The organism is Mesorhizobium sp. WSM4817, from assembly GCF_055811135.1.
Genome location: NZ_JBVVQQ010000041.1, coordinates 1 through 23,591, shown reverse-complemented (window position 1 = coordinate 23,591; position 23,591 = coordinate 1). Strand labels below are relative to the sequence as shown.

Sequence of the window (23,591 nt, the reverse complement as noted above, 5' to 3'; positions counted from 1 at the left end):
CAGGGCAGATCGGGATCAGCTTTGGGCAAACTGACGGGCATCTCGTCATGCGGCCTTTTCCCTCGGTGGCGCACGGGATCTGGGCTGCTGGCCGCGACGGAATATCTCGACGATGCGCATCGGGCCGCCGCAGTGCGGACATGGCTCCCTCGGGGTGAGCGGGATGCTCTCGGCGCTTGGCGCTTCATCCTGCGATGGCGTTTCCGCCCCGAGCAATGTCCTGATCTTGGTGACAATGGCCTTACGGCCTGCTCCGGCCAGCAGGCCGTAATGCCGGATGCGGTGGAACCCGTCGGGCAGCACGTGGATCAGGAAGCGGCGGATGAACTCGTCGGTGGCCAGCCGCATGACCTTCTGACGGTCACCGTTCTTGATCCGGTAATCCTTCCAGCGGAAGGTGACCGTCTCGGCATCCGCGTTGATCAGGCGGCTGTTCGAGATCGCCACGCGATGGGTGTAGCGGCTGAGATAGGCCAGCACAGCCTCGGGACCGCCGAACGGGGGCTTGGCGTAGACGACCCATTCGGATTTGCGCAGCGGCGCGAGCCAGGCGGCGAAGGCATCCGCCTCTGCCAGTCCTGCCAATTCCCCGAAGAAGGCCAGATTGCCAGCGCGATGAAGCGCCAGCAGTCCTTCAATAAACAATCGTCGGAACAGCCTGGACAGGACTCGTACGGGCAGAAAGAACCCGGGGCGGCAGGCTATCCAGCGCTGGCCATCCGGTGACAACCCGCCGCCGGGCACGATCATATGCACATGCGGGTGGTGGGTCAGCGCCGAGCCCCATGTGTGCAGCACGCCGGTTATGCCGATCCGCGCGCCGAGGCGCCTGGGATCGGCGGCGATTGTGGTCACCGTCTCGGCCGATGCCCGAAACAGCAGGTCGTAGACAGCCTTCTTGTTCCAGTAGGCGATCTGCGCGATCTCGGCAGGCAGGGTGAAAACCACGTGGAAATACTCCACGGGCAGCAGGTCTAAGGCGCGCGCGGCCATCCAGTCTCGCGCGGCTGGTCCCTGACACTTCGGGCAGTGCCGGTTCTTGCAGGAATTATAGGCGATGTGGTTATGCCCACACTTGGTGCAAGCCGCCACATGCCCGCCGAGAGCTTCGGTTCGACAGGTCTCGATCGCTGACATGACCTTGAGCTGGGTCAGGCTGACATGCCCGGCATTGGCTCGCCGCCACGCGGGGCCGTATTTGCGGAAGATGTCAGCGATCTCCAGCTTCTGACGGGACACCCGCCCCGGAGCGCTACTCCAATCCGCGTCGCAGCGTTTGGTCCTGAAGCTTCTTCAACGTCTCGAACGGGCTGACCGTGCCGCGGATCGTCTTGGTGGCAACGTGGGCATAGATCGCGGTGGTGTTGAGCCGGGCATGCCCGAGCAGGACCTGAATGACCCTGACATCGGTGTTCGCTTCCAGAAGATGCGTGGCGAAGCTGTGCCGCAACGTGTGCAGCGTGGCCGGCCTGGCGATACCCGCCATGTTCTTGGCCGAGGTGAAGGCGCGGTGGAGCTGCCGTGCCGAAATCGGGTTGATCCGGGGTTTGCCAGGGAACAGCCAGCCCTGCGGTCGTGCCTCGCGCCAATAGTCGCGCAAGAGTTCGAGCAGCCCGGGCGACAGCATGACCTTACGGTCCTTCTGGCCTTTGCCCTGTTCGACATGGATCAGCATCCGATCGCTGTCGATGTCGCCGATCTTGAGGTTACAGACCTCGGATGCCCTGAGCCCGGCCCCGTAAGAGATGCTGAGTGCTGCACGATACTTCAGGCCCGGCCCCGGGGCCGCCATCAGCAGGTCGCAAACCTCCTCAACGCTCAAGACCACGGGCAGCTTCCGCGGCTGGCGGCGAAACTGCATATACCGCTTCATGTCCTCGCGCCCGCAGGTCGTGCCAAAGAAAAAACGGAGCGCGATGATGCGGGAGTTGAAAGTTGGCGGAGTGATGCCCGCGTTGGTCATGTGCAACTGGTAGGCGCGCAGGTCCTCGGGGGTGGCGGTATCTGGAGACCGCTTCAGAAAACCGGCGAAATCCCTTGATGGCCCGGATATGGGCTTGCCGGGCTTTGTCGCCCATCCCACGGATGCGCATGTCTTCGATCATCCGCTCGCGCAGCGGGGTGGTCCTCTCCTCCGTCATGGAAACCTCCTGTCTGATGATTGAGAAGACCCCAATCGTCAGCCAGGACCGCAAACTCACAAATGCACGGCGTTCAGATCATCGCTGTACCCTCGCCACGCGCGCAAGTGCCGCGCGAGCGGCTTCGTCCTCGGGTCAAAGCCGCTGGTTCCAGTGAATGTCCGCTTACGAGCCGACAAATCGGCTCACCTAGGGCCGGTTTGGGTCATTGCTTCCGGTAGACCTTTCTCGAACCAAGGTCCGAAAGGGGTCGATTCGCGCTATAGGCGGTTCACTGAAATCACTCCGGCTGACTTCAGATCTCAGCGATTCTGCTCCAGTTTTCTCCTGCGCGCTCAGGTTCACTTCTGCACTCTCAATGCCCATGTCAAGCGAAGCGAGGATTTGACCCCACCTATTGCCTCACCGATCAATGTTACCGAGGGCTGCGGTGGCGACAGTGCTCGTATTAGCTGCCACGGCGGCGGCAGGTGATACCGGCAAGCTCTTGATCCAGCCGCCATCGAGGATGACCAGCCCAGCCATTTCCATGCGCCAAGCCTTCACCAGCCGTTGCACCATTCTGATGTTCTTTTCCTTGAAGCGGGCCGGATCGATCTCTGTCAGGCGTTGCAGCACAGCGGCTGCCGAGAGGGCTGGGTCTTCCTTCAGCCATTCCTTGATCCGCGTCTCGAAGGGCTCGTACATGCTGGGTCTTTTCGGCCAGGGTTTGGTCCGGCGATATGGCCGCCGATGCGTTGGCCGTGTCTCGCCGTTCTTCCAGGCTGTTTTCAAGTTCGCAGCGAAGCTCTGGAGATCGATAACCAATGGCTCCTCGATTTTCGCATTCAGGCCACGACGATCGACCCGCTTTCCAAGCTCTTCCTGTGCGGCGCGGATGCGGGCAAACAGCAGCACCGGGTCGGCTGTCTCCAGCAAGGCCCGTAGCCGCTCCTTATCGGCCTCGGCCACATTTGGATGAGCAAGGACACGGGCCGCGGGTGGAACTGGCGGATGATAGCGCTTGATCACTCGGGCACCGATCCGTGTCTTCTCCTGCAGCTTGAATGACGGCTGGAACAGATTACCGTTAAGCCGCACCACCGCGTAGAGGCGTTCAAGGGCAGCTGTCGCGTCCGTGCCGACAAACCGGCCGTAGCCCACAAGGCGGCGCACGATGGCGCCGTTCTTCTGCTCCACATGCGCTTGATCGTTCTTTCGATAAGCGCGACAGCGTGTCACCTCCAGATCCTCGCTGCGGCACCAGGAAACGACCAACGCGTTCATAAACGCGCTGTCGTTGTCGAAGTCGACACCCAGCAGCGGAAAGGGAAACCGTGCGCGGGCCTGCTTGATTGCCATGATCACATTGCCGCTGTCACGCGTGCGGACCGGAATGCATTCGGTCCAGCCCGTGGCAATGTCGGTCAGCACCATCGTCTGCACGAAGCTCCCCGACGAAGACGTGCCCGAATGCGCCACAAAATCGACCTCGACGAAGCCGGGCGGCGGATCGTTCCAATCGCCGAAAGTGCGCACCGGAACCGAGCGGCGAACCGCTGAACTCATTCCCGCACGCCGGCGCTGACCGCCGCGAGCGACGATACGGACCTCGGTCAAAAGCCGATCCATCGTTGCTGGACTAACCGTCAGCAGCTTAGAGCGGAGCGCGTCATCCAGCCCAAGCCGGCCATGCCGCGCAAGCGCCGGCAACAAGACCGGTATCAACGGTCGCAGCCGTTTGGAACACAGCCGCTCCGATGCCTCCCACAACACGATGAGAGCCTGGCGGACATCGCTGCCATAACGAAGGCTGTGGCTCTTGTTGCCGGATGGCTTTTTCTCGCGACGGCCCAGAACACGGATCGCGTGCTTGCGATGATAGCCGGTTACCGCCACGAACTCATCCAGAATCCGGCCCTTGTCGTCTCGACGCGCTACCCGATAACGCTCGACGATCGCCGCTGTCAGTTCCGACCGTGTCGCCATGCTGAGCCCCGCCATCCAGCGCCCATAGAAACCGTGTGGGCCGTGCCAACCTTTGCCGAGCAACGCCGTGAGCTTGCGCCCATATGCGCGCATAACCACTGAATATCCCCGCCAGAGGTGGTCGTAGAGGTTGCCCCCTTGCTTTGTCTCCTCGACCGTGAGAGCGCACGGGTAACGGAACCAAGAGTCTAGCCCACCCTCAAAAGCCTTCAGGATCGAGACGTGCCGCTTCTTGTAGGGAACGAGCTCAGACTTTGACTGAAGCGCCGTCAGGCTGTGTGACTTCAGGTTACGCGACAACCGCCCGTTCGAAACCCACTGGGGGTTTTCGTAGACGAGGAAGGCTTTGATCGCGTTCTCTAGGGCGAAGCCGCCGAGAAGAAATGCCGATCGATCGATCCCCGGCCCTGCTGAAGGATAATATTGTCCGCATCAATCTTCGTCATGATGGACGAAGAGGCGCGGCCCGTATAGATCGCGGCGGCCTGTTCGTGAAGATTGTCCGCGGTTAGTAGCCAGGAATGTGGATTGGCGAACTCTTCTACGAAGAGCTTGCCTCGAATTCATCCGAAGGTCTGGGTATATTGTTCAAACTGCAGCGATGCGATTAAAGCTTCGATGAAGCTGTCTTGCATATGACCGCTTGGGTCATGCCTGTGAATTGCTATGATGATACAAAACATGTAGTTCTGGCGGTGCACCACAGCGTTTTCAGTGTATCTCGATCACTTTTGCCGGCATCAAATCAGGGAGCGCGCCTAAGCGCGCTCACCGTAAACGGGTTTGGACACGCCGGCAGTCACACCACTGTTGCGCTCTATTCCTTCTATGAACTGACGATATGTCGGATTTTCCGCCAGCAATTCGTTTTGCATGCCGTAAAAGGCCGTCTCGGACGCGCAAAGAAAGAGAACGCGTGACATTGGTTTTATCAACGAAAGGTCGTGGGTAATGAACACGCTCGAGTTATCTTTTTGAAGCGTCTCAATGGCAGCCAGAGCGCGCTTGCGGTTAACCTCGTCTAGCGCAGCTGTGGCCTCGTCCAAAAGAAGCAGGCGCGGTTTTTTCAGTAGGGCACGGGCAAGCGACACACGCTGTTTCTCACCGCCAGATAATCGATTGCCGCGCTCTCCCACCGTTAATTCGCCTTGCGCCTCATGCCGATGAATGACGTCTGCCAGCCCAAGGATGGAAATCACCTCCTCGATCTCCGCTTTCGGTCCGGAATAGCCGAAGGCAATGTTCTCCCGGATCGTCCAATCGAACAAAAGGCAGTCCTGCTGTACCACCGCGATGTCTTCCCGCAGCGCGCTTGCATTGTCATCCGAAACAGGCTTCCCGTTTATCAGGTACTCCCCATCGCTCGGCATGGTCAGGCAGGATAAGAGCTTGAGAAGAGAGGTTTTCCCAACACCCGACGGCCCCACGATGAAGAGCGGTTCCTTCGGCTGAACACTGAAGCTAAGGCCGGACAACACCCGATGGTCAGCGACATCAATTGAAACATCGCGAAGTTCCAGGGTGAGGGGCCGCTTTCCCGACGGCAGCAAGACGTTCCTTGGTGCCGGAACGTCGACCGCCAGCAGATCGGCAAGAAGTTGGGCCTCCCCGAGGGCCGCATGCACGTCACGATATACGCGTGCAAACGTTTCGACCGGCTGCAGCAGTCGAATAATGTAGGTATTCAGCAGGACGAGCTCCCCGATGCTGAGAATACCCTCCCCGGCATTGACACCGCCGCGCCACAATACGCCAAGTACGACCAAGCCAAAGACGAGCGCCTGGAGACCACCATAGTAGGCCCTCTGTCGGAACGTTATTGCCCAGGCCCGATCGTTCACTTTCAGCTTGTCGTCAAGTTTGCTGGTGAATTCAGAACCCAGATTCGATTGTTGAACCAGCTCGGCATTTGCCACCCCGTCGAGGCCGAAGCTCCAGGCATCGATGCCGCTTTCCATGGCTTCTTCCGTCGACGAGCGAATGCGCCCGGCAGCGATGTTCGCGATGAAACCGTACAAGATCAGCGCGACGACAAGAAACCCTGCGATCCAAAAATCAATCATGAAGGCGATCACCGACGCCGCGATTACCAGTTCGATGATCGTTGGGATCAGAAAAAAGGTCAGATTCGACGTAATGTCTCTGACGGCATCCAAACCCTTTTCTATCGTACGGCCGATCTCGTAGGTCGTGTAGGTCTTGAGACGGTAGTAAGGTAACGAGACGGCATGTTGAAAGACATGGGTAGTCAAGTGGCGTTGGAGCCTCAGATTCATGGGCCCGAAGGTAAGCCACTGCATTTGCTCAAGGATTCCAACCAGCGTTAAGCCTATGCCGAAGGCGAGGATGTAGGTAACGGCAGCATTGATCCGACCGTTACCCTCTGTGAGCGCATCAATACCCAATGAAAAGAACACCGGAAAAATCGCAGCACCTACTGCTGTCGCCGCAATGGTGAGGATCACCAGCGCAAGCAATGCCTTTTGCCTGCGATTTTGCGTAATTACCAGAAACACAACCTGTAGTACCTTTAATATATCTGTCATTTTACCCAACAATTACCATCAAACAAAGATATCTACCAATATGCCTCTAAGAACTTATTAGCAGAATCATAATATACAGCAAGACATACTCGTTGACAAATCGGAGTTAGATCTTATGAGTCGCCCGTCACCGCGAGGTGCGGTGCGCTGAAGAAGGAGAATTCTATGAATCAGAACCTGAACCCTCCGCAGTTTGGTACGGCAGTCGAGTTCCTCGATGACGAATACGCCGCTCCGGGCCTTGCCTCGGCAGCAGCATCCTCACGTTGCGACAGATCCAGCCGCAGCGGCGCATCGGGCAAGTCTTCCGGCTCGTCGAGCTGCAGCAAGACCCCCTGATCTGGACCAGCCCCACCCCGGCGCCAGGAGCGCCGGGGTGAACACGCGCCTTACGCATGCAGAACAATTCACTGCATCGGTACCGCTGTCGCTATTCTGGGATCGGAAACTATGTACGTAATATCGCCCTTTGTGCTTGAGCCCGCCGACATTGACGGGGTCTGCAAACTGTTCACGCCGACCGGGGCCGCTTCGATTAGCGATGCCAATCTTGCAGCGGCTCTGCGGGAATTTTCATCGATACGGCCGCACATCGATGAACACTGTGTCTCGGAAATTCTGGAGCGCAACGCGCTGCCCGTCGATGCAGCGGAGCAGTTCCTGACCCGGCTCAAAGTTCTGCGTCGCATGAAATCCGATGAAAGCGTTGTGATCTATTGCCCTTCGGATGAGATTTCGCGATCCTTGGGAAAGTGCATTGAGAACAACGACGCCATATTCTGCACTTCGGTTGACGACCTGGCGCTCATCGGCAATCCGACCTTCCTCGTTGCGATTCAGGCCGCCTATTCTTCAACCATGGCGCGGGAAATCTACGCCGCATGCGCGCGGAGCCCTGAGTGCATCGTACTCCACGCATATTTTGTTTTTCGACACTTTGTCATTGACGGTTTCTACTCAGCGTCGATGGGCTTGCCAGACCATTTCAGCGGGCTTCATAACCTGGCCGGTCTCGACAGAAACCCAGGCTTCAAGCCAACCAGTTGGGCCGACTTCTTCCTTTCTGACCCCTATGCCGTCAACTCGCTCTCAGTTCCAACGTTCTCTGCGTTAGAGATCGAAGCGGCAGCAGCACTACACCTCCTATACACGCGCCTTCGCCCCCTCCTTGCCGACGGCGTTGCACCGCTTTTCCCCGATGACCTCAGCACCATCATTGAGATGAATCTGGATACGGGTCGCATTGAGCGCCATCGAGGAGCCCATTCCACCTACAGCGCGGAACCGCGAACCATTTGAACGAGGGAGCAGATGCTATGCCGACTGACGACATCTCAGCCTTGAACCAGATCAGTTTTACCAGCCAGTTCGTCGACCCTGACGTCGAACATACTGTTCGCACCTTTCACCATCATTGTTTTACCTGCGCAGGGTCCACTCTGGAACAACGCATCAGTGCGCCGTTTCTTTCGAAGGAAAAGCTACTTCTGGCAGAGACTAAGGAATCTCGATTTTCCCATTTCAGTGACATCGTCATCGGCCACTCCACCTCAACGCAGACAGCCGTTTCACGCTGGCCGTCCCTCAAGGAAGGCCAGCTTGGTATTGTGGAATTCGAAAAGATTGCATCGATCATGGGCCAGGCAATTGGAGGGGATGGCTTGGGACGCAGGCCATATCCATCCGGCGGCGCGCTCTATAGCGCTGAGGCCATCGTAGTAACCAGCGAAATGGTTGAGGGCATACCTCCGTTTTCTGTCGCGCATTACCTCGCGGGCAGCAACCGCTTCGAACTGCTGCCGGCGCAATTTGATCAGGATCGGTACAATGCCATCGCCACCATTCAAGGGGCCGCTTTCTACGTCGCCTATTTCATCAATTTGAAGAAAGCGACCTTCAAATACAGGTCGCGGGGCTATCGGCTCGCCTTACTAGAGATCGGTTCGATGTATCATCACATCGCAACTGTCGCTCAGGAAAACGGGTTTGCTTCTCGCGTCTTGGCGGGCTTCTCCGAGTATGAGTTTACCAAGACCTGTGGCCTGGACAGCAGGTTGCTTCTCCCCGCTGCCATTCAAGCGTTTGGTTTTCCGGGAGACGCGAATGTCCAATAGCTTCCGCAATTTCGACCTCAACACGCCGAGATTCCGCCTGTCGGCAAGCTACCCTGCCTCCATTTACGAACCTGCCGTTTTCTCGGCTGTCGACCGTCTTGCGGTCAACGGGCATGGTTTTGGTTTCGATGGCGACGCACATATCAAGGCAATTGGGGAATATTTGGAACGGTACGCCGCTTTTCGTACCATTCGGCCGACCCATACCGGGCGGTTACACGAGATGGGACTTTCAAACGCGGAGCAAGTGGCCCTCCTAGGCGTATTGCTGCAGACCTGCCAACCCGATATCTCCAAAGAAGATCTCGTAGAACACGCCTTTAACCTTGTCGAAGTGCAGCGGTTTTCGACGGGCGAACGGTGCCTATATCCTGCCGTCTATCTTTCTCTGCACAGGTTCAGCGGCTGTCGCGACGCTGATTTTCTGCCGGTGCGCGACACCTCCGGCAGTGCTATTCACCCGGATCGCGCCACGGCGTTCCGATCGGCGTTGTTAGAATTCGTTGAACGGCAATGTACAACCGCCATGTGGGTGTCGCGACGCTGCAATAAGATGGCGCCCCTTGACGAAAATCTCCTCGGCCGCGGCAAAGCCGGCACCACCTGCCGGCAGATGACGCGGGAGGGTTCTGTTACCGTGTATGACATCTCGTTTTTGAAGGGCGTTTCAGTGCTGTTTGCGGAGTACCGGTCACGCAAGGAGGACGACATTATCAATTTCGCGTGCGGCTGTGCCGCAGACTACGACGCAGAGACCGCGATATTGAAGGCGTTTACTGAGGTATGGCAGACCTCGCTGTTGCTTCCGCAGATGGAATTCTTTGGCATGCACGAGTATGGAAGCGATAAGCTAAAAGCAGATTTCAGGGCGGCCAATAGGCCGGATTTCGAACTGGAGATACGGGTTGCCCCCCTCCACATCGGCCCCGAAATCGAAAAAGGAACGCTGAAAGATAGCCTGCTCTCGGTCTCTCACAACATCTACGTCTACGAGAAGACCATCACGGTCTGCGGCGCAAAGATGTGGTTCTGCCGTGTTGTCTCACCCGACTTCTTTGTTCACATGAGCCCTGGCGAGGGTAATAACAATGAGAATGATTGGATAAATCTGTTCTGCGCGCCGGGGACCGGAAGGCTGGAGCCGCTGCCATTCTCATGACGAGAGAGAGAGAGAGAGAGAGAGAGAGGGGAGGGTTTGCCCCCTCTCTCCTTACGTCTAGAGCGCGTCCTGTTTAATCCGGTTCATATCCTGCGGCTTTGAAGTAGTTGGCACATTCGGCTGGGGTGAAGAGGTCGACGACCGCACCGACCGCGTCCCACAAAGCGTTGATGGTCCTCTCGGCCTTTGCTCGCAGCAGCGCCTTGAGTTTGGCGAAGGCGTTCTCAATCGGATTGAAGTCGGGACTGTAAGGCGGCAGGTAGAGCAGGCTCGCGCCTGCGGCCTCAATCGCGTCGCGCACGCCGGCGGCCTTGTGGGCGGGCAGGTTGTCCATGACGACTACGTCGCCCTCCGACAATGTCGGGACCAGCACCTGTTCGACATAGGCCAGGAACACGTTGCCGTTCATGGCGCCGTCGTAGACGAAGGGCGCAGTCATGCCCGTCAGCCGCAGCGCTCCGGTGAAGGTCGTGGTCTTCCAGTGGCCATGCGACACGCCGGCCCGGCAGCGCTCGCCGCGCGGCGCTCTTCCACGCAGGCGGGCCATCTTTGTGGAGAGGCCGGTCTCATCGATGAACACGAGCTTCGCCGGATCGAGGTCGAGCTGGCCGTCGAACCAGTCCCGGCGCCGGTTCAGGATGTCGGGGCGATCCTGCTCCAGTGCGTGCGCGGACTTTTTTTGAATGTCCAGCCGTGGCGGCGAAGCCAGGCGCTCAAGGCGCTGCGGCTGATGCGCACCGACTGCTCGGCGACGAGCCGCTCCACCATCTCGTTCAGCGTGATGTCCTTGCGCTCCTCGATCAGCCTGACGATGAAGGGTTCATGCGCATCGAGGCTGGAGGCGCGGCGGCGGCCCTGCGGGCGGGGCGTCAGTTCGCCGATCTTCGCCCGCGCAATCCAGCGGATCGCGCTGGAACTCCCACGCCGAACCGCGCCGCCGCTTGCCGCGCCGACATGCCCTCGTCCGAAGCCTTCAAGACCCGCGACCGAAGATCCATGCTCAATGCTTTTCCCATCGTCAACCTCCATCGAGGTGGACGTTGAATCAGCACAAAACGCAGCCGTCACATCACAATCGATTCATCGATCACAGGAAGTGCTCTAGGTACTTTTGCGGCAGCGCTTCGAGATCGTTACTCCCAATCCGATGTCTCTGGCGATTTTAGATCGGGCTCGTGCATATGCAGGGGCGACCATTGGATAGTCGGGGGGGAGGTGCCATTTCTGCCTGTATTCATCAGGTGTCATATGGTACTTGTTCTGCAAATGTCGTTTCAACGACTTGAAACGTTTACCATCCTCCAGGCAAACGAGATATTCTTCATGTACTGATTTTCCCTCTTCTACAATCGACCCTACCTGCATGGTGCTGTTTTCCGCAAAACCAAGGGAAGGATCGTCATGACCCTTGCTGAGAATGTGCTGAAGGCGCGCCACAAGCGGTGGGAGGTCGCCCGGCGATATATCGTTTCGATTGAGATAAGCCACAATAATGGCTGTTAGAGACACGACAGTAACGTTCTCGGAAGTAATTGGAGGCTTGGGATTCATATTTTACCTACAACAAAGACGGCCACGTAACCAGCTAAAAAGCCTTTTCATGCGTTTCGCAGCCATAATACTGTTGATTTACTCAACCTTCGCCGGCTATTACGGGCAAGTGCCGAGAATTACCGTAAATACAGAGCCGTGTATTTTAGATCATGTTGGATCGCAAAAAATCATCTCCCCATAATTGTCCAAAGCTCTACCACAGCATCTGGACAGTGTCAGTCATAATATGTCGCTTGGCACTTAATTGGGTTCTTCCTCACTTTGTGTGGCGCGGCGGCAGCATGCGTGCTCTCAGCAGCTCAGGGCCTGCCCTACCGTACATTGCGCGCTTGAGGGTCTTGAGTCGGTTGATCTGGCCTTCGGCCTGTCCGTTGCTCCAGGGCAGCTCAATGGCGTTGTTGACGGCATCGATGTCTCTGCGCAGGACGCGGGCGAACCGCATGATCGGAACGAGTTCAGAGTCGATTGCATCGTCGATCCACGCATCCAGCGGTGCCGATCTCTTGCCGCGAAGGATGCCGTTGAAGCGCATCGCCAAGCGTCGCATCTCGGCGAAAGCGTTTGACCCCTGTTTCAGGGTGTCGACCTTTCTTGCCTGCCGGTCTGTTAGCCGGCCACGCGGCTTGATGCACAGCGCTGCGGCAACCACTGGCGAGATTGCATGACCGGTTTCTGGATCTCGAACCGGCTCCAACTTCGACGCAACTGGCGGCAGATCGCTGGCCTGCTCCCTTTCGGCCCGCCGCCAGGCTCCCAGCAGCCGCTCCAGATTTGCGAAGCTGCCGGTGTAGCCGCGCTGCTTGACGTCATGAAACAGATGCCGCCCGCGGCGGTTCCCCTCTTTCCAGCATTGAGCAAGGAAGGCTTCGAAATACCATGGTGATGTGCGGTTCAGTGCCGCTCGTCGCCTGTCTAGCGGAGCCTCGAACTTGAGCCACTTCGTTACGCTGCGACGTTCATAGCCGGTCCGTCGGGCGATCTCGCTGTAGGAGAGCCCTTCCTGGCGCAAAGCGTGGAGCATGTCGAATATCTCCTGACGAGATTGGCTGTGCGCGAAGCGGGCGCGCCGGCGATGTGTCGCAGCGTCGACGATTGCATCCTCCGACAGGATGGCCCTGCCGGTGGCACGCCCAGAAAGGCTCATCTGTTCTTCGATGGCCGAGCGAAGGTTCTGGACCAGGTGAAATCGATCGGCAACCTGCCAGGCCTGCGGTGCCCCTTCACGGACGGCCTGCGCATACAGGCCGCAGCGGTCCCGGCTAACGACCTCGACGGAAGGACGTTCCCGCAGCCACTTGGCCGCACTCTCGACGCTTCGATCGTCCAGAATGTCGACAACTGAGCGGCGCTCGAGATCGACCATGATGGTCCCATAGCTCGTCGCCCGCCGCCAACTCCAGTCATCGATGCCTACTACCCGGACCTCGGAGCTGCGATGAGAAACCGCGGCACCCCGCTTCAACTGCCGCAGGATGGTGTCGTCGCTGATCGGCATGCCAAGCCGTTCCATCAAGCGCTCGCCAGGACGGCCGCCGGTGCTGTGGCCGAGCAAGCCGACAATCTCCACGACCCTTGTCGTCCGGCGCGCATAAGGGAAAGCAACCGTCGGCAGACGATCGGTAAACGTTCGTCGCTCACATTTTTGATGCGGGCATCGCCAGCGGCTCAGCAGAAGCTTAACTGTCACCGGTTTGCCCTGGACTGGCAGATCCTGGAGGCTGCGGCGGGACCAGCCATGCCTACTTCGGCTTCGCCGTCCACAATCGGGGCAAATACCGATCGCGGATCCGGCTGCAGAAACAACCCAACCGTCATCAACAGTGAGCGCGACACCCAGAATCTTGCCCCCTGGGCCGGGCGACCATTTCGATTTCTTTCGCATGCCCGCCCATAGCGACACCGTCGCTAACAGCGAATGAACCACACAAAGTGAGGAAGAACCTAATTAACTGCAAAGCGACACCTCTGGTCCGCAACGGCGCAGGCAACGCGCCGAGGAGCAGGGGTGCATGGCAGACTGCCCCTCGGCTCGACGTCGCCATGCTCGACAGGCTTCGGGATGGGGTCAGGGAAAGCATGACCGGCAGGGCCGGGGGGCGTGTGCGCCGCGGGACTACCGATGTCCCGCCGACTGGTTTGACGACGCCACTGCAATTCGCTCCACAACGGGGTCGCGAGCCGAAATTCAACCAGGCCGTTCGCCCTAAAATTGATCCAGCTCATGGCAGCCCACCGCTACCCATGTAGAACGGGCAACGAGCGCGGTGCGCACCGACAAAGGGCAATGACCAAAGCCGTCCCCGACATCGCATCGGAGTTCAACGTCTTTGCACCAATGCCCAGGAATGGTCGACGCGACAAACAACTCCCCGCGAACGGGCGCTGAGAGCCGCCGACGTTTAACGGAAAAATCACAACGGGCTATCCCGATCCTTGGGAGGCCAAGGAGGCCGCTCCATGAATCGCTGCACATCATCAGTTGCAATTCTTGCTTTGGGCACCTTCTGCACATGGTCGGCCCGTCGCCACGGCAGCGGATCGGACCATCTATTCAGCGCCCGACAAGAGCTTCGTGTTTCTTGGCGGCGTCGGCTACACGTGGCTCAAGGCCAACGAGCTTGTCTACGAGGGGGGCAATCGTATCAGCAAATTGATTTGGGAAACCAACGCGCCGGTTCTAACGGCAGGCCTCAAGGCTGACGTCATAAACGGCTGGACCTTTTCAGCCAACGCCGTGGTAGGTTTCTCTGGCAACAGCCACATGGTAGATTATGATTGGTTGGCATTGGCGCCGAGAGTAGATTGGTCGGATCAGTCGATCCACCCCGACACTGACCTTGACCGCTACATCAACCTTGACCTCGCAAGAGGCCGAGACTTGGTGATCAACCATGTCACGACCATCAACCTGCATGGCGGCTTCAAATACACCAACATGCAGTGGAGTGCCTATGGCGGTTCGTACATACATAGTAAGAAACGCTTCCGCGACACTCGCGGTAAGTTCCAGGACGGCCGACCGGTCGTCGATTACGAACAGCGCTATCCGGGCGTTTTCCTTGGTGCGGAATCGATCACAAAATTCGGCAATTGGACGCTCTCGGGTCTGCTCCGCGGCGGCCTTTCGATCAACCCAAGCGATATTGACCATCACTGGCCGAGTACAGTGTACGAAGACGACTTCCGTACCATTCCCTTCATCTCGCTCGGCGCCAAGGCTGATTGTCAAATCACCGACCGCGCTAGCCTCTTCCTAGCCGGCAATTTCGATGAGTACTTCCGCGCGAAAGGCGATGCGACAGAGTACGACATCCCGACGGGCGCCCGAAGCAGCACGACCTTCAAAGATGGCGCTGGCATGGACTTCTATGCCTTCACCATGTCGGCCGGCTTCAAGCTGACGTTTTGAGCGCAATCGCGTCTGACGCTGAGCACATACGTGACGCCAGTCCGCCATCTGCTCGCGGATCGTGCCTATAGCTCGATCGGGGGCTTCCGCGATGCCCTCGTCCAGCACGGCATCACCCCTTGATTCCGGCTCATGCGAAGCAAACTATAACTACGATCCGGTTCTCTACCGCCAACGTCACAAGAGGTTCTGTTGCAAACTTTTTCGTTACGGATTGTCTGGCAAGTGACCTCCGACATTTTTTCGGAGGTTTGTGATGTTCAGAGGCCGGCATTTCGACCGATCGGTCATCCTGGTGTGCGTTCGCTGGTATCTGGCATATGGACTGAGCCTGCGCGATTTGAAGGAGATGATGGCCGAGCGTGGCATTAGCGTCGATCATTCGACGATCCATCGCTGGGTTGTTCACTTCTCGCCCTTGCTGCGCTGCCGACAGTGAATGTCGGCAGCCACGGCAAAACGCCAGACGATAAGGGCACGGCCTTTGTCGCCTCGATTGTGAAAGGCATTGAACCGCAGGATCAGATCGAAGCTATGCTGGCATCCCAGATGGCTGCGGTGCACATGGCGACAATGACGTTCGCCCGCCGCCTTGCTCATTGCGAAACTATCCCGCGGCAAGACAGCGCCGAGCGTGCTTTCAACAAGCTCACCAGGACATTCGCGGCCCAGGTGGAAGCCCCTAAAGGTATACCGCACGGGCGGCCAGCAGCACGTCACGGTGAACGGCGGACGGGTTGCCAGTGTCGATCGCCAGCGGTGAGGGGCAGCGCAGTCTGTCGCATGCACGGTGCGGGCGGTGGCGCACCTGAAGGCAAGCGGAACGGCAACTATCGCAACGGAGGCAGGACGAAACGCACAATGGCAGCCTTGGCGGTTGTCCAGGCAATGGCGCGGATATGTCGGCAGACGATCGATGATCTATCGGATTAACTGGGGACTAGTCGCCATGCTGCTCGCCGCGGCCTTCATTCTGGCGTTGTGCCTGCGTCCTTAGCTTGCGGCCTTGATCGAATGTAGCGTCAATTCATCCACCGCGCAGAGTGTCCAGCGTTCGCTTTAGCCACCTGTGTTCGGCTTGCGCTTCCGGCGGCGCACCTGAGGGCAAGCGTAACGGCAAACTATCGCGACGCGGGCAGACAAAGAAATCATGGCATCCTTGGCCAACTTCCGAGCAATGGCGCGGCTCTGCCGACAGACGCTAGACGGCATCGGTTGAGGCTCGGGGGGGCATCGACAACCCTGCGCCATCTGAGCGTGCGTACCGGTCGGGTCGTCTCTCTTCCATAAACGCCACGAAAAAAGTTTTAGTGGTTCGACGGCACGCGTGGGCAATAGATTCGGCTGTTGCTAGCACGTGGTTTCCTTCTAGGGTTACATTCCCATTGCACATCTTTTCGTCTCAGTTCCCGCAGGGCCGGCTCGGTCGCGTGTCGCTTCTCCAGCGTCTTCCTTAAGGCATCCCGAGCCTTTCCGGCCAATGTCACCATAGCCCTGGTGCAGCCGTCCGCCATCCTCGGCCGCGACAAGCAGGCGGAAAATGGCAAAAGGCGCCTATTGTAAGCTGTCCTTACATAACAGAAAGGGACACAGGACAATGAAACGGGCCGTCGCTTACATCCGCGTTTCGACAGCACAGCAGGGCAAGTCTGGCCTGGGCCTCGAAGCGCAGCGGGTTGCGATTGCGAAATTCGCTGAGGCCGAAGGCTTAGAGCTGATCGCCGAGTTTCAGGAAGTCGAGACAGGCAAAGGCACGGATGCTTTGAATAAGCGCCCCCAACTCGCAGCTGCCTTGTCTGAAGCCAAGCGCAACGATTGCGCGGTCGTCGTCGCCAAGCTCGATCGCCTGCCCTGAGACGTGGCCTTTATCTCGGCTTTAATGGCGAAGCGGACGCCGTTCGTTGTCGCAGAGCTGGGAGCGGACGTGTCGCCTTTCATGCTGCACATCTATGCAGCCGTTGCGGAACAGGAACGCCCCATGATTTCACAGCGCACGAAGAGGCGCTCGCAGCTGTCAAGACCCGTGGTGTGCGGCTCGGTAATCCGCAGATCCGCCAGGCTCAGGAAGCGGCTGCAGAGCGTCGTACAGCCATTGCCGAGGACTTCGCAGCCAACGTTCTGCCCATCATCAGAGAAATTCAGGCAACGGGCGCGTCCATGCGGAAAACGGCCGCCGCTCTCCATGCGCGTGGAATCCCTACGGCTCGCAGTGGCACATGGGCGGCAACGCAGATCAGTGATATTTTAAAGCGCGACGGGGTCTAACGGCGCAAGCCAGATTGGTGCGTGGGCATGTGATGTCTATCATCACCGCGTCGCCGATCCGCCGCGGCCCCGGTGCCATATTCAACTGCGCGTGGCTTTAACGCTCGACATCACCCCCTTGAAAGGAGACGATGATGTCACGCTGTCGAGCATGGCGCACATCTTGTTCGGACCGTCAAAATTGAAGCCTAGACATCTCTGGTCAGCGGCGCAGGCCACTACGCAGTCGGCATAGCTGCTCCGCACATTCGCGTAAGCCGCCCCAATGACTACTGTGTCCTTGGCGAAGACGAGGCTAGAGTACTGGAGATTTGCCTTGATGGCTCCCTTCGCCGCCATCACTGCGTCAGGATTCCTAACCAGAATCGACGCATTATGTTTCATGAAACAAGCGGCGTGCTTCTTGTCATAGGTGAGTGCTAAGCAGCTGCGATCTGCCTCGCATTGGGCCTGGCACTGTTCAAGCGAGACATTCCAAGCGGGCATACCCCGCAGATCGTTTCCCATCGCGTCCCATCCGTCCTGCACAAAAAGTTGTTCGGCCGCGGTTGCTGCGTCCTTCCGCTCCTGGTCCATGTTGAAATCGCTTGGCGCGAAACTGGCCTCGTCGAGCCAAAGGCAACGGCTGGCGAGTTCTCGCGCCGAATTGTCGTCAAGGCCCACCGATGCGAGTGTCTGGATTGATGACACCGGCGCCTGCGGCATCGATGTAGGCGAGGGTCTGTTGACAAGCCGTACCTGGACCTCGACTCCGGTGTTGGCCAGCCCCCGCGTATAGCACCAAGCCGTATCCCAAGTTGGGTCTTTCTCACTGTCAAAATGATGACCGGACTCGAGTTGCCAAGTGCTGCCAGCGTAGTTCACTTGGCGATTGGCGAACTTTACGAAATCGAACGTATCTGGATTGGCTGGGTCTGCTTGCGGCAGTGGCGGTTGCTCGGTTGACGGCGACTTCGGCTTGTCTGTCTTTCCCTCCTCGGCGATGGTCTCGCCACCCGGAATTCTGTCATCTGGTTTCTTCGTCTCTTTTGGCTGGTTCTCGTTCGGGTTTGACGGTTCTTTCTGAGCGATCGGCGGCTCCGGTTGGTTCACCGAACGGTCGCGATCAAAGACCAGCCATACACCTACGCCGATCCCAACAGCCGCCACGGCGATGGCAGCGCCGGTAGCCATACGCCGAAATGCATTGGCGCGGGCGATCATATCGTGCGCAGCTGCTTCTGCCTGCAGAGTTGGAATGGCCGACCGTTTGACCTGCAGATCGATCGCTTGTTCGAGAAGCTTGGTGTTATGTCGTACGAGCACGTCTAATACCCCGTTTCGCCCCTTTGTCGGCTCGTCAAAGTCTGATCGCAGTTCGCCTTCTAGAGCCCCCTCTATGCTGTCGTTTTGCCTCTTGCAGAAACCTTTACCAGATCGACTACTTCCGGGGGGAGTTCCCGATCCAACGCCCGACGTAGCGCTTCCGGGTCGTCAGTAAGGACGGGAACATAGAGAATCTCTTTGACGACCTTCTCGACTTCGACAGGAACCTCGATGCGCCTTTCGACCTCTCTGTCGACTGGCACCTGCACGGTTACTTTCCGGACACGGCGCCACCGCCACCGTATCAGCATTCGGCGTAGCAAACGCGAGAGTTTGCTTTCGCGATGAACGTCGGCCTGTGCACCGATGCGTTGTAAGGCCAGCGCGACCATCGCTGTGATCGGCCCCGCTATTGCAGCGATGAATGCAAGCGAGGCGAACCAGATCGTCGACACCGTCCCGGCCTGAGCGTCTGTAACGTCCTCTGGCTTCACCCCATACCAGCGAGCTGCCAGCCTACGGATCTGATCGTTGCGAGCGAGCGGGAGGCGCTCTGTTTCCAGACGGCTCAGTTCCGCTGCGATGCCGTCTTGCCGCTGCTGGTTGTTCGCGAGCGTCTCTGACTTGCGAGTTGCGGCTTCCTGAGCGGCCGCTAGTGCAGTACGTGCTTCGTCAAGCTTACGGTCCCAATCGGCAGCGGTGCCGTCGTAGAGTTTCTCCAGATCATTGCGCCTAGCCTCAAGGCGCTGTTTGTCTTGGGGGGTCATCGCAGGACTATCTTTTCGCAGCCTCTCATATTCAGTGCGGGCCGCAGCGACTGCCGGCTCCACTTCGGCCAATTTCGGCGCGAATTCGGCCTCTTTTTTGAGCCGCGGGTTAGTCAGCTTGTTCAGCCCGTCTTCGTTGCGCTGCACCGATGCAAGGTCGTCTGTTTCGCGTGCGCTCTTTATGCGATCAACGTAGCTATCCCGCTGTCGCTCGAATTGCTCCACGGCGTCCTTGATCTCTCGATCGCGCCGTTCCACGAGCGCACTCAGCGCTGCTTGTTTCTCCTCGAGATACTCCTTGGCTCGCGCCGCCGCTGGTGAAAGGGTGGTTGCGGCCTGCAGCTCCTGGTCAACGTCTGTTATCCGTGCACGCAATTTGTCGCGCTCGGTGTCAGCCAATCCACTGAGCTGCTCCAGATCGCTTCGGGCCTTTGCCTCGTCGTCAGTGTTTCGCAAGCTTTCGGCTGCGGCCTTGAGATTTTCGCTCTCTTGCTGGAGTGCTTTAGTTTGGTTGGCGAAGTTGGCATACTGCATCTCGCGCATAGTGCTGGCACGCTCCAACCCGAGAAGCACGGTCTCAAAAGTGATGCCGGCCAATACGAGCAGAAACGCCAGGATAACAGGTTTCCAAAACCACGAGGCGCCGAACAGAAGCGTTGCGATCGGGATTTTCGTCAGCTCAGCAATCGCGATCATAAAGAACGGGGCACTTGCAAGGACAAGGTCCATTGAGTCCGCCGCCTCATTGGCAACAAAGCCGCGGTAACTCAGAGCCACGCCGGTTGCTAGACCGATGATCGCCGCGACGATTTCAAGTGCCCACGCACCGCGATACGTCCACTGGCCATAGCTCGCCAGTTTCTGGCTCATTGCCGTGTTCATATGCAAGTCCCCACCCTCAGCAACCCATCTTGACATGCGACGCTGGCGTTTGCAGCAAAATTTACCGCTAGACACGGGGCAACTTGGAACAGGGTGAATAACCGGGCGAGCGGCGCGTACACGTTAGGTGCCGCGCATTTCAGCAAAGGGTTTCACAGGCTATGCCGTCTTTGTCGCGGTCTAGCTTCCCACCCCACGAGCAGTTGCCCAAATACCAGTTCGCTTCATCACATGAGCTGATTTGGGAGCAAGTTCGCCGGGGTTGGCATGCAAAACCCTGCGCGAGCTGCCGGTCGCTGATGATGCCGAGAGGCTGGCTGATAGCCGGTCGCGGATTTTCCGAATGCTCTGCGCGCCACTCCCATGGCGCCTGAAAAGACCCAGCCCAAATGCCGCGCTTGCCCGCCTTTGCCGCTGCCTGCAGGCTCGCATCGACGCCGCTGCTATATTTCGGCGAGTGCCAGACCTTGCTCTACAAGCCACTGCTGGACGTCGCGACCGTCGGCACGCGCACAATCACCGACGAGCCGACCGTGGCGATCCCGGTCGACAAAGTTACAGTGTAGGGGCCTAGATGAGGCCAGGAAGGTATCCAACGCGGCGGGAGCGCGGCGCCCGCAGGGGTATTCGAAGCCTTTGGCGTCATCGCAATACTGCCGGCTCTCAGGCGCGTCGATGCCGCTGAACCGAATCCTTTGGCCTGCAATCTCTACCGTGTCACCATCGATCACGGAGGCGCGGCCTTCCATCGAACCAGGTAGCGGCTCGGTCCAATTTGTTACCGTGCCCTGAAGGCTTGCGGTGCTCTGCATTACCAATTGAGTGATTGTGGCGGCAAGTGTACCAACGCTGAGGAAGATCAGCCCCAAGAGCGGTCGCGGCAGCCGTCGTGCTGGCATTCTTCTGCCGGCGCGCCTTCGCCAGCGGTCAGCCTGATTGGCGCCCTGATAACGGTGACCTTTGCCCACGCCCGCTCTCCCCGAAGAGAGAATGCCGCCATTCCGGGCGAGAGTCCAGAAGCTGCCCTAGTCGGTCGGCAGCGGAATCTTGGCAGAAGGTATGGGCGACCGGGAAACCTTCCTTCTTTAAAGGCATAGCGCCGCAATAAGCCGCCGTGCCGGATGGTGCCAACCGCCGGCTCCTGCAATTTCCGAAGTAGTAGGTCAGGGGCGGAACTTTAGCAATTTCTAGAAATTGTCTGTGACCAGTGGGCATGCCCCTCTCGCTGCCCGCTGCAGATCGGGTCGGCAACACCCGATCGGGGCCCGCGCTCTCCGCCAGAGGCGCGGGCTTTATTACTCACAGGGAACATCAGGGCGCGGGTGCGCGTTTCGCCGGCATGACGCAACTTCTCAGCGAAATGGCCGCTTTGGCAGATCCAGGCTTTTGGGTCGCGGTGGCGGTTGTTCTGGTTACTTACGCCCACCGGCGTCGCACTGCTTGTCTGGGTGGCTGGTTGAGGGTTGGTTGTGTTGTTCCCCGACAGCCGCGCTTTCCCTTCTCGGCGCCGTTGGATCGGGTCTTTGGTCAAAATTTTACATTAGAAACTTGGAACATAAGTGAGGCAGAGAACATTGTTGGCGCCATGGACAAGAACGATGGCGACAATCTTCCTGAGGGGTTTCCGGGCAACCTGCCCGAGGATCCAGTAATCCTAGCCGATATCACGCAAAGAATTTCGAGAGAGATCGACGGTAAAATTGGGCCGGACGGTTTCGCGGTCACGGAGGCTAGGCGGGACCGCAATCTGGTTGAGGAAAAAGCTGACGCGGCCCTCGACAAGCAACCGTCCGCGGTTCCATTGCTCCTGGTCCTGTATGTGCTCTCAATGTTGGGTTTGGCAACGTACGCCCTCACTAGTTGGATCTTCCATAGCGCGCTTTGAGTTTCCGTTGCGCCGTCGCGCGATTGGGAACAAGCGCGAGATGGGGACGTTTGGCGTAGGGAGCTTTCCTATGGCTGACGAACAGGATAGGGTGCCGAACAACATTGATTTCGTCGTTCGACGCTTGGTCAAAGAAACCGGCATCACCGAAGAGCAGGCCCGAGAGCTTATCTTGTTCCTCGGGCTCCATTGGGCATCGCTGCTCCGGGAAGCAAAGGCCCTAGCTGCCAAGCGGTAGGCGGCTTCAGGTATATAATCGGCGCCTGGTGAACTAAGGCGTCTCGCCCGCCTGCCGAAAAATGCCAGGCGGGCTTTTGTTGTTGTCCGAGATGTGCTGAATCGTATTAGAGCGCAGCCGGAGGGGGTGGTATGCCGATTAATCGAAAGGCTAAGGAATTTGGCGTCTTCAGTTCATCTGAAGTAGCTACGCTGGGCCGTGTGTTCGACCGGCTCAAGAGGGAAGGCGACTCCGAACATCTACGTGAGGCTCTCGCGTCCCGGATCCTTTCAAATTATGCGGCCGGTATCACTGACGAGGACGAACTCGTCTTAGCGTCAAAACTGCCGTTAGGTCGGTAGACGCAACGCAAAGCCCCCACAGGCCCGACGAACTTCATGCAACCACCGCCGTGTCTTCGCGTTTAGACACCTTCAATTCTGGCGAGCGAAAGATGCCGGCGTTTGTACCGATTAGAATTTACCTGAATGACAGATCGATGCTGGTTGCGTCGATCCCTGATGCTGAGACGGCGCTTCAGCAACCATGGCCATTCATGCAAAAGCCATCCCGACTTGAAGCAATCCGAATGGTCGAGGAATGCCTGGCCGGACACTGCACCCAACAAGCCGCGTTCGCCGCCTTCAAGGCGGCCGCGAGTGAACAGGGCCTTCTTAAGCGGAAGCTTCCAAGGGTAGGCCTTAGGAAATTCGACTGGGTTGCGGAAGACCTGCTGTAAGGTGATGGATCGAATAACGTTGGAGATGTTCTGATCGCACTGAACAGGCTAGACTTAATAGCGGCATTGCTGTTCACGCGTCCATTTCCAGCGGCTCGTGTCCTGGCTTCTCATGCCAGATGACCTGACGCAGGTCGCGAAAGTCAACCAGCTGGCCACACGAGGGGCATTCATAGAAATGCTCGCGCTCGTCCTTCACCGAGCCCCCGTGTCTCGTGCCGGTAATCGGGGGACCTAGGTCGGATAGCTTCGTCATTGCCGGTCAACATCGGCTCCGGCGAAAGGTTCCTCCACTCGCTGACCGAGTTCGCCTTGCCCGACAGTTTGCCCACCTTGGCAATTGTCACTCGCGGGTAGCACGGCCTCGCGCATTTGCTGTCGCAGATCATCATCGCGACCTCGGTGGCCGTCTCACGAAGTTCGGCCCGATCCAAAGTCTTGAATGACGCTGGCCTTTCGGATTTTGCCGCGCTGCGCAAGGCAATCACCAGGCGCTAGCACGACCTCTATTTCGTTGCGTTCGATCTCCTGCATCTCAACGGCCACGATCTGCGCGACATGGTACTTGAGGATCGGCGGGAAATCCTGGCCGGCCTCATAGGGTCTGACAGCCGCATCCAGTTCAGTGAGACCATGCCGG

At 58.4% G+C, this 23,591-nt stretch carries 21 protein-coding genes and 4 pseudogenes; 12 read left to right on the top strand and 13 right to left on the bottom strand.

Annotation, left to right across the window (positions count from 1 at the left end; translation table 11 throughout):
* Positions 1–45: 45 nt before the first annotated feature.
* The 4 genes and pseudogenes from AC0L2K_RS32345 to AC0L2K_RS32330 form a co-directional block, all read right to left on the bottom strand.
* Positions 46–1,239: an IS91 family transposase gene (locus tag AC0L2K_RS32345; RefSeq protein ID WP_473533314.1), complete on the bottom strand. Its 1,194-nt coding sequence runs from the start codon at positions 1,237–1,239 to the stop codon at positions 46–48.
* 13 nt (positions 1,240–1,252) lie between these two features.
* Positions 1,253–2,141: pseudogene (locus tag AC0L2K_RS32340) on the bottom strand (tyrosine-type recombinase/integrase).
* Between the two features lie 402 nt (positions 2,142–2,543).
* Entirely contained in the window at positions 2,544–4,409 is a 1,866-nt protein-coding gene (locus AC0L2K_RS32335) for an integrase catalytic domain-containing protein (protein ID WP_473533313.1), read from the bottom strand.
* Between the two features lie 458 nt (positions 4,410–4,867).
* Positions 4,868–6,586, bottom strand: a complete 1,719-nt coding sequence (locus AC0L2K_RS32330) for an ATP-binding cassette domain-containing protein (protein WP_473533312.1) — start codon at positions 6,584–6,586, stop codon at positions 4,868–4,870.
* Positions 6,587–6,820: 234 nt separating this feature from the next.
* Between AC0L2K_RS32330 and AC0L2K_RS32325 the strand changes: the two genes are divergently transcribed.
* The 4 genes from AC0L2K_RS32325 (at position 6,821) to AC0L2K_RS32310 (ending at position 9,928) form a co-directional block, all read left to right on the top strand.
* Positions 6,821–6,994, top strand: a complete 174-nt coding sequence (locus AC0L2K_RS32325; protein WP_473533311.1) for a phazolicin family TOMM bacteriocin — start codon at positions 6,821–6,823, stop codon at positions 6,992–6,994.
* 111 nt (positions 6,995–7,105) lie between these two features.
* Positions 7,106–7,954 (top strand): McbB family protein, encoded by an 849-nt coding sequence (locus tag AC0L2K_RS32320; protein WP_473533310.1) that lies wholly within the window; start codon positions 7,106–7,108, stop codon positions 7,952–7,954.
* Positions 7,955–7,971: 17 nt separating this feature from the next.
* A complete protein-coding gene (locus AC0L2K_RS32315) occupies positions 7,972–8,769 on the top strand; it encodes a nitroreductase family protein (protein ID WP_473533309.1) in 798 nt (265 codons plus the stop codon).
* Positions 8,759–9,928, top strand: coding sequence for a YcaO-like family protein (locus tag AC0L2K_RS32310; RefSeq protein ID WP_473533308.1), 1,170 nt, complete (start codon positions 8,759–8,761; stop codon positions 9,926–9,928). Before AC0L2K_RS32315 ends, AC0L2K_RS32310 begins: the two co-directional genes overlap by 11 nt.
* A gap of 73 nt (positions 9,929–10,001) precedes the next feature.
* Here the strand turns inward: AC0L2K_RS32310 and AC0L2K_RS32305 are convergent.
* The 3 genes and pseudogenes from AC0L2K_RS32305 to AC0L2K_RS32295 all read right to left on the bottom strand — a co-directional run bounded on the left by AC0L2K_RS32305 (position 10,002) and on the right by AC0L2K_RS32295 (position 13,364).
* Positions 10,002–10,944: pseudogene (locus AC0L2K_RS32305) on the bottom strand (IS630 family transposase).
* Between the two features lie 85 nt (positions 10,945–11,029).
* Positions 11,030–11,479 (bottom strand): Ros/MucR family transcriptional regulator, encoded by a 450-nt coding sequence (locus tag AC0L2K_RS32300; RefSeq protein ID WP_473533307.1) that lies wholly within the window; start codon positions 11,477–11,479, stop codon positions 11,030–11,032.
* 259 nt (positions 11,480–11,738) lie between these two features.
* On the bottom strand, positions 11,739–13,364 hold the full coding sequence (locus tag AC0L2K_RS32295) for an ISL3 family transposase (RefSeq protein ID WP_473533306.1): 1,626 nt from the start codon (positions 13,362–13,364) through the stop codon (positions 11,739–11,741).
* A 597-nt stretch (positions 13,365–13,961) separates the two neighbouring features.
* On the opposite strand from AC0L2K_RS32295, the gene AC0L2K_RS32290 reads away from it, so the two are divergent.
* On the top strand, positions 13,962–14,891 hold the full coding sequence (locus AC0L2K_RS32290) for an omptin family outer membrane protease (RefSeq protein WP_473533305.1): 930 nt from the start codon (positions 13,962–13,964) through the stop codon (positions 14,889–14,891).
* 256 nt (positions 14,892–15,147) lie between these two features.
* Positions 15,148–15,315: pseudogene (locus AC0L2K_RS32285) on the top strand (IS6 family transposase); the annotation flags it as partial.
* On the opposite strand, the gene AC0L2K_RS32280 reads toward AC0L2K_RS32285, so the two are convergent.
* Positions 15,297–15,491: a hypothetical protein gene (locus AC0L2K_RS32280; protein ID WP_473533304.1), complete on the bottom strand. Its 195-nt coding sequence runs from the start codon at positions 15,489–15,491 to the stop codon at positions 15,297–15,299. The pseudogene AC0L2K_RS32285 and the gene AC0L2K_RS32280 overlap by 19 nt on opposite strands.
* Positions 15,492–16,488: 997 nt before the next feature.
* On the opposite strand from AC0L2K_RS32280, the gene AC0L2K_RS32275 reads away from it, so the two are divergent.
* The gene (locus tag AC0L2K_RS32275; RefSeq protein ID WP_473533303.1) at positions 16,489–16,746 is read left to right on the top strand and encodes a recombinase family protein; all 258 of its coding nucleotides are present in this window, start codon (positions 16,489–16,491) and stop codon (positions 16,744–16,746) included.
* Between the two features lie 92 nt (positions 16,747–16,838).
* Here the strand turns inward: AC0L2K_RS32275 and AC0L2K_RS32270 are convergent, their stop codons facing one another.
* Positions 16,839–17,075: a hypothetical protein gene (locus tag AC0L2K_RS32270; RefSeq protein ID WP_473533326.1), complete on the bottom strand. Its 237-nt coding sequence runs from the start codon at positions 17,073–17,075 to the stop codon at positions 16,839–16,841.
* Between AC0L2K_RS32270 and AC0L2K_RS32265 the strand changes: the two genes are divergently transcribed.
* Positions 17,049–17,156 (top strand): recombinase family protein, encoded by a 108-nt coding sequence (locus AC0L2K_RS32265; protein WP_473533325.1) that lies wholly within the window; start codon positions 17,049–17,051, stop codon positions 17,154–17,156. The genes AC0L2K_RS32270 and AC0L2K_RS32265 overlap by 27 nt on opposite strands.
* A gap of 81 nt (positions 17,157–17,237) precedes the next feature.
* On the opposite strand, the gene AC0L2K_RS32260 is transcribed toward AC0L2K_RS32265, so the two are convergent.
* From AC0L2K_RS32260 to AC0L2K_RS32245, 4 genes are all read right to left on the bottom strand, one after another.
* On the bottom strand, positions 17,238–18,461 hold the full coding sequence (locus AC0L2K_RS32260) for a PAN domain-containing protein (RefSeq protein WP_473533302.1): 1,224 nt from the start codon (positions 18,459–18,461) through the stop codon (positions 17,238–17,240).
* Between the two features lie 71 nt (positions 18,462–18,532).
* Positions 18,533–20,098 (bottom strand): ABC transporter permease, encoded by a 1,566-nt coding sequence (locus AC0L2K_RS32255; RefSeq protein WP_473533301.1) that lies wholly within the window; start codon positions 20,096–20,098, stop codon positions 18,533–18,535.
* A 151-nt stretch (positions 20,099–20,249) separates the two neighbouring features.
* Positions 20,250–20,411, bottom strand: coding sequence for an excalibur calcium-binding domain-containing protein (locus tag AC0L2K_RS32250; protein WP_473533324.1), 162 nt, complete (start codon positions 20,409–20,411; stop codon positions 20,250–20,252).
* Between the two features lie 142 nt (positions 20,412–20,553).
* Positions 20,554–20,859 carry a thermonuclease family protein gene (locus AC0L2K_RS32245; RefSeq protein ID WP_473533323.1) on the bottom strand — a complete coding sequence of 102 codons (306 nt, stop codon included), beginning with the start codon at positions 20,857–20,859 and terminating at the stop codon, positions 20,554–20,556.
* Between the two features lie 464 nt (positions 20,860–21,323).
* Between AC0L2K_RS32245 and AC0L2K_RS32240 the strand changes: the two genes are divergently transcribed.
* The 4 genes and pseudogenes from AC0L2K_RS32240 to AC0L2K_RS32225 form a co-directional block, all read left to right on the top strand.
* On the top strand, positions 21,324–21,995 hold the full coding sequence (locus AC0L2K_RS32240; RefSeq protein ID WP_473533300.1) for a hypothetical protein: 672 nt from the start codon (positions 21,324–21,326) through the stop codon (positions 21,993–21,995).
* A gap of 70 nt (positions 21,996–22,065) precedes the next feature.
* Positions 22,066–22,233, top strand: a complete 168-nt coding sequence (locus AC0L2K_RS32235) for a hypothetical protein (protein ID WP_473533299.1) — start codon at positions 22,066–22,068, stop codon at positions 22,231–22,233.
* A 433-nt stretch (positions 22,234–22,666) separates the two neighbouring features.
* Entirely contained in the window at positions 22,667–22,951 is a 285-nt protein-coding gene (locus AC0L2K_RS32230) for a DUF982 domain-containing protein (protein WP_473533298.1), read from the top strand.
* Positions 22,952–23,386: 435 nt separating this feature from the next.
* Positions 23,387–23,591: pseudogene (locus AC0L2K_RS32225) on the top strand (ATP-dependent DNA ligase); the annotation flags it as partial.

Excerpts from the sequence above, each read along its gene's own strand:
- AC0L2K_RS32235 (WP_473533299.1), top strand. The coding sequence starts at position 22,066 with ATGGCTGACGAACAGGATAGGGTGCCGAACAACATTGATTTCGTCGTT.
- AC0L2K_RS32230 (WP_473533298.1), top strand. The coding sequence starts at position 22,667 with ATGCCGGCGTTTGTACCGATTAGAATTTACCTGAATGACAGATCGATG.
- AC0L2K_RS32255 (WP_473533301.1), bottom strand. The coding sequence starts at position 20,098 with ATGAGCCAGAAACTGGCGAGCTATGGCCAGTGGACGTATCGCGGTGCG.
- AC0L2K_RS32240 (WP_473533300.1), top strand. The coding sequence starts at position 21,324 with ATGCCCCTCTCGCTGCCCGCTGCAGATCGGGTCGGCAACACCCGATCG.
- AC0L2K_RS32325 (WP_473533311.1), top strand. The coding sequence starts at position 6,821 with ATGAATCAGAACCTGAACCCTCCGCAGTTTGGTACGGCAGTCGAGTTC.
- AC0L2K_RS32300 (WP_473533307.1), bottom strand. The coding sequence starts at position 11,479 with ATGAATCCCAAGCCTCCAATTACTTCCGAGAACGTTACTGTCGTGTCT.
- AC0L2K_RS32270 (WP_473533326.1), bottom strand. The coding sequence starts at position 17,075 with ATGGAGAGCGGCGGCCGTTTTCCGCATGGACGCGCCCGTTGCCTGAAT.
- AC0L2K_RS32280 (WP_473533304.1), bottom strand. The coding sequence starts at position 15,491 with ATGAGCAAGGCGGCGGGCGAACGTCATTGTCGCCATGTGCACCGCAGC.
- AC0L2K_RS32310 (WP_473533308.1), top strand. The coding sequence starts at position 8,759 with ATGTCCAATAGCTTCCGCAATTTCGACCTCAACACGCCGAGATTCCGC.
- AC0L2K_RS32275 (WP_473533303.1), top strand. The coding sequence starts at position 16,489 with ATGAAACGGGCCGTCGCTTACATCCGCGTTTCGACAGCACAGCAGGGC.
- AC0L2K_RS32295 (WP_473533306.1), bottom strand. The coding sequence starts at position 13,364 with ATGCGAAAGAAATCGAAATGGTCGCCCGGCCCAGGGGGCAAGATTCTG.
- AC0L2K_RS32245 (WP_473533323.1), bottom strand. The coding sequence starts at position 20,859 with ATGGAAGGCCGCGCCTCCGTGATCGATGGTGACACGGTAGAGATTGCA.
- AC0L2K_RS32320 (WP_473533310.1), top strand. The coding sequence starts at position 7,106 with ATGTACGTAATATCGCCCTTTGTGCTTGAGCCCGCCGACATTGACGGG.
- AC0L2K_RS32265 (WP_473533325.1), top strand. The coding sequence starts at position 17,049 with ATGCGGAAAACGGCCGCCGCTCTCCATGCGCGTGGAATCCCTACGGCT.
- AC0L2K_RS32315 (WP_473533309.1), top strand. The coding sequence starts at position 7,972 with ATGCCGACTGACGACATCTCAGCCTTGAACCAGATCAGTTTTACCAGC.